This window comes from Brevundimonas sp. SPF441, assembly GCF_009661015.1.
GTDB classification, from domain to species: Bacteria; Pseudomonadota; Alphaproteobacteria; order Caulobacterales; family Caulobacteraceae; genus Brevundimonas; species Brevundimonas vesicularis.
The window spans coordinates 65,931-78,595 of record NZ_WJWX01000004.1 but is presented as its reverse complement, the minus strand read 5'-3'; the positions used below and the strand labels follow the sequence as shown (position 1 = coordinate 78,595).

Below are 12,665 nucleotides of genomic sequence, written 5' to 3'. Positions count from 1 at the left end.
TCCCGCGAATGCGCGCGAGAGACCGTCATGAGCGAACCGACCCGCCAGACCGCTTAAGGGTCTGGACGGCGCAAGGTCGGGTCGCTTCCACGGAGAAACCGCGCTGCTGTCTGGTCCCGGACAGGAGCGAGCGACGTCGGCGGCCAGGTCTCCTGGCTTGCGGGTCGTAAACCGCCGTCCTCGCCTTCCCAGTTGCCCAGTGGCGCCGGGATCGAAACCCCGGACGGACGACGCTCTCGCCGCCTACAGTTGCGGGCACAGCCACGGCGTCACACCGTGTTCCCTTAACCGCCTGACGCGGCCTATCGCAGGGCCGACAAGCCTGTGCAAGAGCCGGTCAACGGCCTTGAGCCGCCGGGCGCGATCCGTCACCCTGTGGCCACATGAACGCCCCCGTCTCTCATCCCCCGGAAATCGCCGCCTCGTTGGAAGGCGCGACGCCGTTCATGGCGCAATATCTGACGGCCAAGGCGGGCCAGCCGGACGCCATCCTGTTCTTCCGCATGGGCGACTTCTACGAGCTGTTCTTCAAGGACGCCGAGGTCGCGGCGGCGGCGCTCGGCATCACCCTGACCAAGCGCGGCAAGCATCAGGGCGAGGACATTCCGATGGCCGGCGTGCCGGTCCATGCGATGGAGGGCTATCTCGCCCGCCTGATCCGCATCGGCCACAAGGTCGCCATCTGCGAACAGCTGGAAGACCCCGCCGAAGCCAAGAAGCGCGGCGGCAAGGCCGTGGTGCATCGCGGCGTGGTCCGGGTCGTCACCCCCGGCACCCTGACCGAGGACAGCCTGCTGGACGCGCGCGGCGCCAACCGTCTGGCGGCGGTCGCGGTGCGTAAAGGTCGGGCGGCCGTCGCCGTGGTCGAACTGTCGTCCGGCGCGGTCGACAGCGTCGCCTGTTCTATCGAAGACCTGGGCGCGGCCCTGGCCGCCTTCCGCCCGTCTGAAGTCCTGGTCACCGACCGTATGTATTCTGACGAGACCACCCGCGACGCCTTGGACGGCTCGGGCGGCGTGGTCCAGGCGCTGGCCGGCGCCATCGCCGAACCCCAGGCCGCGCGCGCCCGCGTCGAACGCCTGTACGGCGTCTCGGCGCTCGACGGCTTCGGCGCTTTCGAGGAGGCCGAGGTCTCGGCGCTGGGTCTGATCGCCGCCTATCTGGAGACGACCCAAGCCGGCAAGGTCCCTGCCCTGGCCCCGCCGCGCCGTCTGGGCGAAAGCGGCTTTCTGGCCATCGACCCTGCGACCCGCGCCAGTCTTGAGATCGATCGCACCCAGCGCGGCGAGCGCGAGGGCAGCCTGCTCGCCTGCATCGACCGCACCGTCACCTCGGGCGGCGCCCGGGCCCTGGCCGAACGCATCGCCCGGCCCCTGCGCGATCCCCTGGCCATCAACGAGCAGCTCGACGCCGTCGAATGGCTCTTGGAGCGCCGCGATCTGCGTCGCGATCTGCGCGACGCGTTGAAGGCCTCCTCCGACATCGCCCGCGCCGTCGGACGATTGGCGCTGGGTCGGGGCGGCCCGCGCGACCTGGCCGCCGTGCGCACCGGCCTGTCGATCGCGGAGGGCGTCGCCGGTCTGTTCGTGGGTCAGGTCGATCCCCTGACCGGCCAGCCGCGCCGCATCGCCTCGGCGCTGGACCGGCTGACCCTGTCTGCCGACGTCTCGCGGCTGAAGGCCGACCTGATCGACGGCCTGGTGGACGAGCCGTCCCATCTGGCCCGCGACGGCGGCTATGTGCGCCCCGACTATCGCCCCGAACTGGACGCCGCCCGCACCCTGCGCGACGACAGCCGCCGCGTCGTCGCCGATCTGGAGGCCCGCGCCGTCGCCGAGTCCGGCGTGCCGTTCAAGATCAAGCACAACGCCTTGCTGGGCTATTTCCTCGAAACCAGCGCCAAGGCCGCCGAAGCCTTGCTCCGCGCCGGGCCCGACAGCCTCTTCATCCACCGCCAGACCCTGGCGGCCCAGGTCCGCTTCACCACCGTCGAACTGTCGGAACTGGACGCCAAGATCAGCCAGGCCGGCCACCGGGCGCTCGCCATCGAAGGCGAGACCTTCGAGGGCTGGCGACGCGAGGCCGCCCGGCTGGCCCAGCCGCTGCAGGCCGTCGCCGAGGCGCTCGCCGAACTGGACGCCCACGCCGCCCTCGCCGAATGGGCCCAGGAAGTCGGCGCGACCCGCCCGATCGTGGACGACACCCTGACCTTCTGCGTCGAGGCCGGCCGCCACCCCGTCGTGGAGGCGGCGGTCAAGGCGGGCGGCGATCCCTACACCCCCAACAACGCCCGGCTGGACGGGTCGGGTCAGGACGGATCGCGCCTCGCCATCGTCACTGGCCCGAACATGGCCGGTAAATCGACCTTCCTGCGCCAAAACGCGCTTCTGGTGATCCTGGCCCAGGCCGGCGCCTTCGTGCCCGCTCGGTCCATGCGGCTGGGCGTGGTGGACCGTCTGTTCAGTCGCGTCGGCGCCGGCGACGACCTGGCGCGCGGCCGCTCCACCTTCATGATGGAGATGGTCGAGACCGCCGCCATCCTGACCCAGGCCACGCCGCAAAGCTTCGTCGTTCTGGACGAGATCGGGCGCGGCACCGCCACCTACGATGGTCTGGCCATCGCCTGGGCCACGGCCGAGGCCCTGCACGAGACCAATCGCGCCCGCACCCTGTTCGCCACCCATTATCACGAGCTGGCCCAGCTGGAGACGCGGCTGGATCACGTCTGCAACCTGTCCATGGTCGCGCGCGAGTGGAACGGCGAGCTGGTCTTCCTGCACGAGGCGGCGCCCGGCGCCGCCGATCGTTCCTACGGCGTTCAGGTCGCCAAACTAGCCGGCGTCCCAGCCTCCGTCGTCGCCCGCGCTCGCTCGGTGCTGAACCGGCTGGAAGGCGAAAAGGCCGCCGCCGCCCGACTGGACGACCTGCCCCTGTTCGCCGTCGCCGAGCCGGAACCGATACGCGGCCCCTCCCCCGTGGAACTGGCCCTGCGTGACGTGGACCCCGACGACCTTACCCCGCGCGAGGCGCTGGAGGCGCTTTATCGGCTGAAGGGTCTGGCCTGATGTGACGAAGGCCCGGACGTCGCCATCCGGGCCTTGCTTGGAGTCTCGAGCCGTTTCGGATCAGGCCTGCATCATCCAGCCTTCGACATCCATGGCCGCCTGACGGACGGCTTCCGAACGGGTCGGGTGGGCGTGGCAGGTACGGGCGATGTCTTCCGACGCGCCGCCGAAGCTCATGGTGATGGCCGCCTCGTGGATCATCTCGCCGGCCTGCGGGCCCATGATGTGGACGCCCAGCACCTTGTCAGTCGCGGCGTCGGCTAGAACCTTCACGAAGCCGTCGGTCTCGTGATTGATCTTGGCGCGGCTGTTGGCGGTGAAGGGGAATTTGCCCTTCTTGTACTGAACGCCGGCCGCCTTCAGCTGGTCCTCGGTCTGACCGACCCAGGCCACTTCGGGGAAGGTGTAGACGACGCTGGGGACCAGCGCATAGTCGACGTGGCCGTATTTGCCGGCGATGGTGTCGATCACGGCGACCGCGTCTTCTTCCGCCTTGTGGGCCAGCATCGGACCGTGGGTCACGTCGCCGATCACCCAGACGCCATCCGCCACCTTGAAGTGGTCATGGTCGATGAAGCCGCGCTTGTCCGGCGTCACGCCGACGCTCTCCAGGCCCAGACCGTCCGTGTACGGACGACGGCCGATGGCGACCAGCACCACATCGCCCTTGATCGTCTCGGCAGCGCCGCCGGCCGACGGCTCGACGGTTAGTTCCACCCCGTCCTTGCCCGACTTGGCGCCCGTGACCTTGGCGCCCAGTTTGAAGCTCATGCCCTGTTTGGTCAGGATGCGCTGGAAGGCGGTGGCGACCTCGGTGTCCATGCCGGGTGTGATCCGGTCCAGGAACTCGACCACAGTGACCTCGGCGCCCAGACGGCGCCAGACCGAACCCAGCTCCAGGCCGATGATGCCGGCGCCGACCACGATCAGCTTCTTGGGCACGGCCGGCAGCGACAGGGCGCCGGTGGAATCGATGACCTTGCCGTCTTCAAAGGCGACGCCCGGCAACGGGGTCGGCTCCGAGCCGGTGGCGATGACGATGTTCTTGGCGTCCAGCGTCTGGACCGAGCCGTCGGCGGCGGTCACCTCGACCTTGCCCTTTCCGACGATCTTGCCCTTGCCCTTGATCCAGTCGGCCTTGTTCTTCTTAAACAGGAACTCGATCCCCTTGGTCAGGGCCGTGACGCTGTCGTCCTTGGCCTTGTGCATCTGGCCCAGGTGCAGCTTGGGCTGGACCTCGATGCCGATCTTGGCGAACTCGGTGTTTGCGGCATTCCACAGTTCCGAGGCATGCAGCAGAGCCTTGGATGGCATGCAGCCGACGTTCAGGCAGGTTCCGCCCAGCGTCGAACGCATCTCCACGCAGGCGACCTTCAGGCCCAGCTGGCCCGCCCGGATCGCGGCGTTATAGCCGCCAGGGCCTCCGCCGATGATGACGACGTCGTAGGCGGCGGTGGCTTCGGCCATGGTATCCTCTGGTCTTCTGGCGCGCGGGGAAAGGCGCGCGGACACTAGCGCCGACCCCGCACGGGTCAACCGCTAGACCCCATATGGGGCCGCGTTTCGAGCAATTGCAGAGGCGGAAACCACGAAAAAGGGCCGGACGTCGCCGCCCGGCCCCTTCGATCATGTCTGACCGGCGCGCTCAGAGCTTGAAGCGTACGCCCAGGAAGACGTTGTAGCCGAACTTCTCGTACTCGTAGGTCCGCTCTTTGACGCCGTAGTAGCGGACGCCCGCGCTGTCGGTCAGGTTCTTGGCCTCGCCGAACACTTCCACCCCATTGCCGAAGTCGTAGCTGGCGGTGAAGTCCAGCTGGCCGCGACCCTCGACATAGAGGTCCTTGCCGGGGTTGGTCGCGTCGATCGCCTCCAGGAAGTCGCTGCGATGCGTGTAGGAGATGCGGGCGCTGAAGCCGTACTGTTCGTAGAACAGGGCGGCGTTATAGGTCTCGTCAGACTGACCCGGCAGAACGAAGGTGTCGCGACCGGCGAAGGCGCGGCTGGTTTTGATCTCCGCATCCGTCAGCGTGTAGTTGGCGAAGACGCCGAAGCCCGACGCCCAGCCCGGCAGGAAGTCGAACGTCTGCTGCCAGTTGAACTCGATGCCGGCGATATGGCCGTCACGGGCGTTGCGGGCCTCGGTGACCTGAGCGACCGTGGTGGTCGGGGTGACATAGGGCACGCCGTCCGTCACCAGGGTGAAGCGGTAGTTCGACAGGTCCTTGTAGAAGGCGTTGGCCGAAATCACGCCCAGCGGACGCAGGTAGTATTCCAGTCCCGCATCGACGTTGTTCGACAGGGTCGGCTTCAGGTCGGGATTGCCGCGCGTGACCGTCGTGCGGCCGCTGTCGGTGGTTTCCAGAACGCGCGGAACGATGTCGGTATAGTCCGGGCGCGAAATGGCGCGGGTCAGGGCGAAACGACCGACCAGCTGATCGCTGAAGCTGTGGCGCAGCGTCAGGTTGGGGAACAAATCGGTCTGGTCGCGATCGACCTTGACCGGAGTCTGCGCGCCGGACAGGGCCACGCTGGTCGCCGAGCCTTCGAAGTCGGTCTTCTCGACACGCAGGCCGACCAGCACATTGGTCGCGCCTATATCGAACCGGGCCTGGCCGTAACCCGCCAGAATATCTTCCTGCGCCGTATAGTCGGCGGTGATCGACTGCGGAATGCGGCGCACGCCGGCGGCCGGATCGGGATTGGTCGAGCCCGCGCGGACGCGGTCGAAATAGTCGGTTACCAAGCCCGCATCGAACTTGAAGCCCAGATTGTAGTCGTAGTTCTGCGACGGACGATCGCTCAGCAGCGGGGCCAGCGTGCCGGAGCTGGCGGCCGCGCTGCGGTCGCGGAACCGCTCTTCATCGGCCGCCACGTCGCGGGTGCTGTATTTGGCGCCGAACTTCAGCTCGACTTCGCGGCCGCCGATGACGGTAGGCAGCGACAGATTGGTCTTGAACGCCACATCGTCCTGCTCGGTCGTGTTCGAGCGGAAGGTGTTTTCGCGGAAGCTGTAGTTGTTGGCGTTCAGATAGAAGCCGGTCGGCTCGCTGAAGGCCGAATAGGTCGGTTGATAATGGTCGGCCGTGTTGTAGGACAGGGTCGTCGCGCTGGAGCGATAGACCAGCTCGTCGCGATGCGGATAGGTCTGTTTGCTGTTGGCGAACGACAGGGCGCCGTCCCAGACCGCCCCATTGCCGAACGTCTGCTCGCCGCCCAGCACCAGGGTGGAGATGTCGTTCTCCTGGGTGCGGTGACGCAGTTGCTTGTAGATGCGGGCGTTGGTGAAGGTCGCGCTTGTGTCGGTCGAACCCGGCTGCAGCGTTCCGTCGCTATAGGTGAAGTTCAGCGTGTTGCGGAACTCGTCGTCGCGGAACTGGGCGTAGGAGCCCTTGACCCACAAACGGATGGCGTCGCTGGGCCGCCATTCAAGCGCGCCGGTCACGGCCTTGCGGGTCCGTTCGGTCTCGTAGTCCTTGAACAGGGTGTTCTCCAGACCCCAGATCTGGCCGCCGCCCTGCGCGGCGTTGCGGTTGATCAGAACCCAGCCGTTTTCGACGTTGTCCGGGCGGCGGTTGGTCTCGGAATAGCTGACGGACACCAGGGCGCCCAAGGTCTGATCCAGGCCGAAGACGTTGGACGCCGTGGCGCCCGCGCGTGTGTCCGAACCACCGTAGTCGTTGTAGCTGCCGCCCGCATAGCCGCTAACGGCCAGGCGGCGCTTGTCGAAGGGCGAGCGGGTCTTGATGTCCACGGCGCCGGCGATGGAATCGGCGTCCTGGGCGGGCGTCAGGGTCTTGGACACCTCGACGCTGGAGACGATGTCCGACGGCAGGGTGTCCAGATCGACGGCGCGGGTCGTCGGCGACACGGCCGGGATGGCGACCCCGTCCACCGACACGGCGGTGAAGGCGGCCGGCGCGCCGCGCACATTGATGTAGCGCCCTTCGCCCTGGTCGCGCTGGATAGCGATGCCCTGGACGCGTTGCAGGGATTCGGCGACGTTGGGGTCGGGGTAGCGGCCGATGGCGTCGGCCGACAGGACGTTGACCGTGCCTTGCGCATTCTTCTGCTGGTTCAGCGAGCGGGCGACGCCGTCGGTGATCACGCCGGTCACGACCACGTCGGCCACGTCCGTCGCAGACTGGGCGCCCAGCACGATGGCGACGTTGGCGTCTTCGCCCGGCGTCGTCACGACCGTCTGGCTAGTCGAGGGCAGGCCCAGATAGTTGACCTCAAGCACCATGGAGCCGCTGGCGGTCGGCAGGGTGAACTCGCCCTGGGTGTTGGTCACGGCTCGCTGGCTGGTCCCGCGCACCAGAACCTCGGCGCCCGGCAGGGGCGCGCCGGCGGCGTTAGTCACCCGGCCGTAGATCACGTCGCCGGCGACCGCAGCTGATGCCGAGGCCACGGCGTCGACATCGGCATGGGCGGGCATGGCCAGCGGCGCCAGGATCATCGGCGCGATCGCGGCGCCCATCAGCAGGTTCAGTTTCATGTCAGGTCCCCTTCGGCGAGCGAAGTTTCGCTTCAGCCGATGGAGGGGCCGCTTAACCTTGGGCGGCGACGCGACCGCGACGATTCCACGACGCCCAGTTCGCGGTTTTCCGACGGAACGGCGACGCTTGATCCCTTGACGGAACATCAGTCATCGAACCGACGCCGAACCGTCACGCCCGCGCCGTTGACCCACACGCGGCTTGGCCACAGGGACGCGTTCAGATCGTCCGGAGACCAAAATGCGCTTTTCCCTCGCCCGCTCGCTGACCGCCTGCGCCGCCCTGGCCCTGCTCGCCGCCTGCGCCACGCATGAGGTCGATTATCAGGGCGAGGGCGCGGGCCTCGTCGGCGCCGGCGCCCCGGTCCAGGCCGTGCTGGAAACCCCGTCGGTCGGCACGGCGGGTCAGGACGCCGCCGACGACCCCGCCGTCTGGGCCTCAGCGAACCCGGTCAGGATCATGGGCCAATCGACCCCCGGCTTCGTCGCCGGCACGGACAAGAAGTCCGGCCTCTACATCTACGGCTTCGACGGCAAGATCCTGCAGTTCCTGCCCGAGGGCCTGCTGAACAATGTCGATGTGGTCGAGGGCCTATCGGTCGGCGGCCGTCCGCAGGTGGTGCTGGGCGCCAGCGACCGCACGCCGGGCAAGACCGGCATCTCCCTCTATACCTTCGACCCGGCCGGGACCGGCCAGAACGGCGTGCGCTATTGGGGCGCGGTCGCCACCGACGTGGTCGAACCCTACGGCTTCTGCTTTGCGCGGCGCGGAGCCGAGGTTTACGCCATCCTGGTCGGGCACGAGGGCGAGCTTCGCCAGTTCATCCTGGGCGTGGACGCCGCCGGCCGGCCCACGGCGCGTCTGGTCCGCACCGCCGAGATCGGAACCATCTCCGAAGGCTGCGCCGCCGACGAAGCGACCGACGCCCTCTATATCAACGAGGAGAACGTCGGCCTGTGGCGCTATGGCCTGAACCCGGCCTCGGGCGCGGCCCGCACCCTGATCCAGCCCATCGCCAGGGACATCCTGGTCGCCGACGCCGAAGGCCTGACGACGATCGCCGACGCCTCGGGCCGCTACCTGATCGCCTCCAGCCAGGGCGATTCCACCTTCCCCGTCTGGCGCATCGACGGCCCGGCGCCCGAGTACAAGGGCCGCTTCAAGATCGTGGACGGCGCGGTCGACGGCGTCACCGGCACCGACGGCCTGGCGGCCGCCAGCGGTCAGGTCGGCTCCTTCCCCGAAGGCCTCGTCGTCATCCAGGACGACGTCAACGATGTCGGCACGCAGAACTTCAAATACATCGACTGGCGCGACATCCGACGGGCGCTGGGGCTGTAGCGGCCCCTCGGCGGCGGTCGCCCTCGATCACGTCTCTTTCATCAAGATCCTACGGCATTCAACGCCGTGCGCGTGCAGTCGGCCATGTCCCTGACGACGTGTCGGCCGATGCAGAACATGTCTTCGTAGCTGGGCTTGGCGGCGGCCAGGCACTGAAACAGGTTCAGCTTGGACATCTGCAGGCAGAAGGTGGCGTTCGGATCCTGCAGGACACCGTCATTTCCATCGTCCTTGACGCTTTCGCCCAGCAGCGCCCGCGCGGCGACGGACAGGGACCGGGCCACCGCCGGTTTATAGGGAGCCGCCAGAGGCGACGTCGGGATCCGAGAGGGTTCGGCGTGGGCAACCTTCAGCAGCGTCTCGCTCTCGACGTCCGACGCCAGCTGCATTGCGGCGGACGCGGCCTTCGCACGCTCCAGCCGCCCCTGTCGGTCCGCGACGGGCTGGCCCGCCCATCGACGGCGCGGATCGCTACGCGCCTGGATCGTATAGGCATCCGTCTCCACCCGATCCGCTGCGGCCTCGATGGCTGCGGCGCCCTCCTCCATGACCTCGGCGATCAGCCCGGCCGCCACGTCTGCGCCAGGCAGGCTCACCGCATAGGCGGGGTCGGCCGTCAGACGGTCCAGGATTTCGCGGCGCTGCGTAGGATCGGCGGCATAGGACCGCACCCCCGCAACGAAGTCCGGCGACTGCATCGCCAGCACCGCTCCATAGGCTACCAGCCCCCGCGCCAACTGCTCGGCGTTGGAAGTCGCTCCGCGCTGCAACGCCGCCTGCACCGCCTCCGCATCGACGAAGCCGCCCTCGAATGTGGCGACATCCCGCATGAAGACCAGATAGACCGACGCCGTCTGCGCCACGCTGTCGTCCAGCTGAATCGAAGGCGGCGGAGGCGGGGGCGGCGCAGGCGGTTCGACCGGCTTGGCGCACCCCGCGATCAGCGCGATCAGGCTCGCGGCCGCCGCAACCCGCGCCCAATGCCGATCCCTGCGCTTCACAGCATCGCCAGGATGAACACGCCACAGGCGGCCAACACGGCGACGTTTACGGCGGTCATGGCGGCGACGAAGATCTGGTGGGCGCTGAACTTCATTGGATCTCGGAGGCGGTTTCGGTTTGGGGCCGCTTCGCACGGGGCCGTGGGGCCTGGGTGTGGACTTGGTGGAGAAATCGTGGAGGCACCCCATCTGGTCTGGATCGCCGTCCATCGCTGGGCGATGTCGTGGAGACACCATGAGCGCCTTGGTCATCATCGCCGAAGACGAACCCGAGATCGCCGCCGTGCTTGACGCCTATCTCGTGCGTGAGGGGTTTCGCACCGTCCGCGCCATGGATGGCCAGATCGCGCTGGATCTGCACGCCGCCCTTCGGCCCGATCTGGTGCTGCTGGACGTGCGCATGCCGCGCGTCGATGGCTGGGGCGTGCTGGGCGAACTGAGGCGTAGAGGCGAGACGCCCGTCATCATGCTCACTGCGCTGGATCAGGACATCGACAAGCTTCAGGCGTTGCGCATCGGCGCGGACGACTATGTCGTCAAACCGTTCAATCCGGTCGAGGTCGTGGCGCGCGCCCACGCCATACTGCGCCGCAGCGGCGGCTCGGGCCAAGGCGGCGTAATCCGCCTGGGTCCGCTCGAGATCGATCTGGAGGCGCACATCGTCCAGTGGTGCGGGCTGGACAAGCCGCAGCGCCTGCCCCTGACCCTGACCGAGTTCCGCATGCTGGCCCACATGGCGCGCTATCCGATGCGGGTCTTTTCTCGCGCCGAGCTAGCCGACGCCTGCTTGAAAGGCGACGAGGTGCTCGATCGCACGGTGGATAGCCACCTCAGCAAGCTGCGGCTCAAGTTACGAAACGCAGGCGCCGACGGCGTCCTCGTCGGCGTTCGTGGCGTGGGTTATCGCCTCGAGGTCCTGACGTGAGGGCCGCCCGCGCGCTCGGCCGTCGCATCGCCGTGCGCACGGCGCTGGTCATCCTGGGGGTGCTTGGACTGAGCGCAGCCGGCGCATTCGCCCTGTACGGCTGGGTCTTCGAAAATTATCCCGATGCGGTGGCCTCGCCCCAGGCCTGGCGACCGCAGTCCGTGGATTATGTCGCTCTGGCCTCAGCCGCCGTCGTGGCCCTGATCGGCGCGACCGTGGCCGGGCTGCAGTTGGCCCGCCGCCTTGTCATGCCTCTCGCCTCCTTGTCCGGCGCCGCACGTGCGATCGCCGATGGCGACCTGTCGGCGCGCGCCATGGCTGGCGATCGGTCTTTTTCCGAGACAGCCGACCTTGTGGACGACTTCAACCTGATGGCTGCGCGGCTGGAGACGCTCGCCGCCGACATGACGACTTGGAACGCCTCGATCGCGCACGAACTGCGAACGCCCGTCACCATCGTGAAAGGCCGCCTGCAAGCGGCCGCCGACGGCGTCCTGCCGCTGGACCGCGAGATGATCCTGACTTTGCTCAAGCCGGTCGACGCCTTGGGCCGCCTGATCGAGGATCTGCGTGTCGTGAGCTTGGCAGATAGCGGTCGTTTGCAACTGCGCCTGACGCCCCAGGACCTGGGTAAGCGATTGGAGGATGTCCGCGCCCTGGTCGACGCGGAAGCCGAGGCGGAGGGCTATCCGATCACCTGGACGACGCCGACTACTGTGGTCGTTTGCGACGGCGACCGCATTCAGCAGGCTGTCCTGGCTCTGCTCGACAACGTGCGTCGCCACGCCGATCCCGGCCCTGTCTCGGTCAGCTTGATCACCGATGAACACTTCGCCGTCATCGCCGTGGAGGACAGCGGCCCAGGTCTGCCCGACGCCATGACCCGATCCGTTTTCACCGCCTTCAAACACGGGTCAGGCGAGAACGGCGGGACCGGCCTGGGCTTGGCCGCGGTCCGCGCAATCGCCGAGGCCCACGGCGGATCGGCGCGTTACTTGACCGGCGCTCGCCTGGGATCCAGGATCGAGATCTGGATCCCCGCCGTTTCGTAGATTCGTTTTGAAATCAGCCGCCTGGCAATGGACCGCTCAAAAATCGAAGTGGTTCCATATCCGGGGATGACGACGCCCTACTGATCCTCGTCGAATTTCCGCGCGACCAGGTCGGTCAGAGCTTCCATGGCCTCTTCGGCGTCAGGGCCTTCGGCGGAGACGTCGATGCTGCAGCCGATGCCGGCGCCCAGCATCAGCAGGCCCATGATCGAGCGGGCGTCCACCGTCACGCCGTCGCGGGTGACGTGGATCTCGCTTTCGAAGCTGGAGGCCAGTTTGACGAACTTGGCCGAGGCGCGGGCGTGCAGACCGCGCGTATTGCAGATGTTCAGGGTCGCGGTGACGGTCATTTTTCGCCTGCGAGCACCCAGGACGCGACGGAGATGTATTTGCGGCCCGCATCCTGCGCATGGGCCACGCAGGATTCCAGCGTCTCGCGCCCGCGCACGCTGGCCAGTTTGATCAGCATGGGCAGGTTCAGCCCGGCGATGACTTCGGCGCGGGTCTGTTCCATCACCGAGATGGCCAGGTTCGACGGCGTGCCGCCGAACATGTCGGTCAGCAGGATGACCCCTTCGCCGTCATCCACGGCCGCCGCCGCATCGACGATGTCGCGACGCCGACGCTCCATGTCGTCGTCGGGGCCAATGCAGATGGCCGCGACGCCGCGCTGCGGGCCGACCACATGCTCCATGGCGGAGAGAAACTCGGACGCCAACCCGCCGTGGGTGACGATCACCAGACCGATCATGAGGACTTCACTCGCATCCCGCCCCGAACCGTCC

9 protein-coding genes and 1 riboswitch are annotated in these 12,665 nt (G+C 67.7%); of the genes, 4 read left to right on the top strand and 5 right to left on the bottom strand.

All coding sequences use genetic code 11. The features are described 5' to 3' along the window. Nucleotides 1–123: 123 nt before the first annotated feature. A riboswitch (cobalamin riboswitch) is annotated at nt 124–333 on the bottom strand. A 50-nt stretch (nt 334–383) separates the two neighbouring features. Then, complete coding sequence (gene mutS / locus GGC30_RS04340) at nt 384–3,065, top strand: DNA mismatch repair protein MutS (protein ID WP_153922863.1); 2,682 nt, start codon at nt 384–386, stop codon at nt 3,063–3,065. A gap of 60 nt (nt 3,066–3,125) precedes the next feature. On the opposite strand, the gene lpdA is transcribed toward mutS, so the two are convergent. Continuing rightward, nucleotides 3,126–4,532: a dihydrolipoyl dehydrogenase gene (lpdA, locus tag GGC30_RS04335; RefSeq protein WP_153922862.1), complete on the bottom strand. Its 1,407-nt coding sequence runs from the start codon at nt 4,530–4,532 to the stop codon at nt 3,126–3,128. A 178-nt stretch (nt 4,533–4,710) separates the two neighbouring features. After that, nucleotides 4,711–7,560 (bottom strand): TonB-dependent receptor, encoded by a 2,850-nt coding sequence (locus tag GGC30_RS04330; RefSeq protein WP_153922861.1) that lies wholly within the window; start codon nt 7,558–7,560, stop codon nt 4,711–4,713. A gap of 241 nt (nt 7,561–7,801) precedes the next feature. Between GGC30_RS04330 and GGC30_RS04325 the strand changes: the two genes are divergently transcribed. Then, nucleotides 7,802–8,902 (top strand): phytase, encoded by a 1,101-nt coding sequence (locus tag GGC30_RS04325; RefSeq protein WP_153922860.1) that lies wholly within the window; start codon nt 7,802–7,804, stop codon nt 8,900–8,902. A 41-nt stretch (nt 8,903–8,943) separates the two neighbouring features. On the opposite strand, the gene GGC30_RS04320 is transcribed toward GGC30_RS04325, so the two are convergent. Next, a complete protein-coding gene (locus GGC30_RS04320; protein ID WP_153922859.1) occupies nt 8,944–9,903 on the bottom strand; it encodes a hypothetical protein in 960 nt (319 codons plus the stop codon). Between the two features lie 235 nt (nt 9,904–10,138). Between GGC30_RS04320 and GGC30_RS04315 the strand changes: the two genes are divergently transcribed. Together GGC30_RS04315 and GGC30_RS04310 are read left to right on the top strand one after the other, a co-directional pair. Beyond that, nucleotides 10,139–10,828 carry a response regulator gene (locus tag GGC30_RS04315; protein WP_137720756.1) on the top strand — a complete coding sequence of 230 codons (690 nt, stop codon included), beginning with the start codon at nt 10,139–10,141 and terminating at the stop codon, nt 10,826–10,828. Then, on the top strand, nt 10,825–11,880 hold the full coding sequence (locus GGC30_RS04310) for an ATP-binding protein (protein ID WP_153922858.1): 1,056 nt from the start codon (nt 10,825–10,827) through the stop codon (nt 11,878–11,880). Before GGC30_RS04315 ends, GGC30_RS04310 begins: the two co-directional genes overlap by 4 nt. A gap of 77 nt (nt 11,881–11,957) precedes the next feature. Here the strand turns inward: GGC30_RS04310 and GGC30_RS04305 are convergent, their stop codons facing one another. Further along, nucleotides 11,958–12,230 (bottom strand): HPr family phosphocarrier protein, encoded by a 273-nt coding sequence (locus GGC30_RS04305; protein ID WP_017506134.1) that lies wholly within the window; start codon nt 12,228–12,230, stop codon nt 11,958–11,960. Beyond that, nucleotides 12,227–12,631 carry a PTS sugar transporter subunit IIA gene (locus GGC30_RS04300; protein WP_017506133.1) on the bottom strand — a complete coding sequence of 135 codons (405 nt, stop codon included), beginning with the start codon at nt 12,629–12,631 and terminating at the stop codon, nt 12,227–12,229. Before GGC30_RS04300 ends, GGC30_RS04305 begins: the two co-directional genes overlap by 4 nt. Nucleotides 12,632–12,665: the final 34 nt, after the last annotated feature.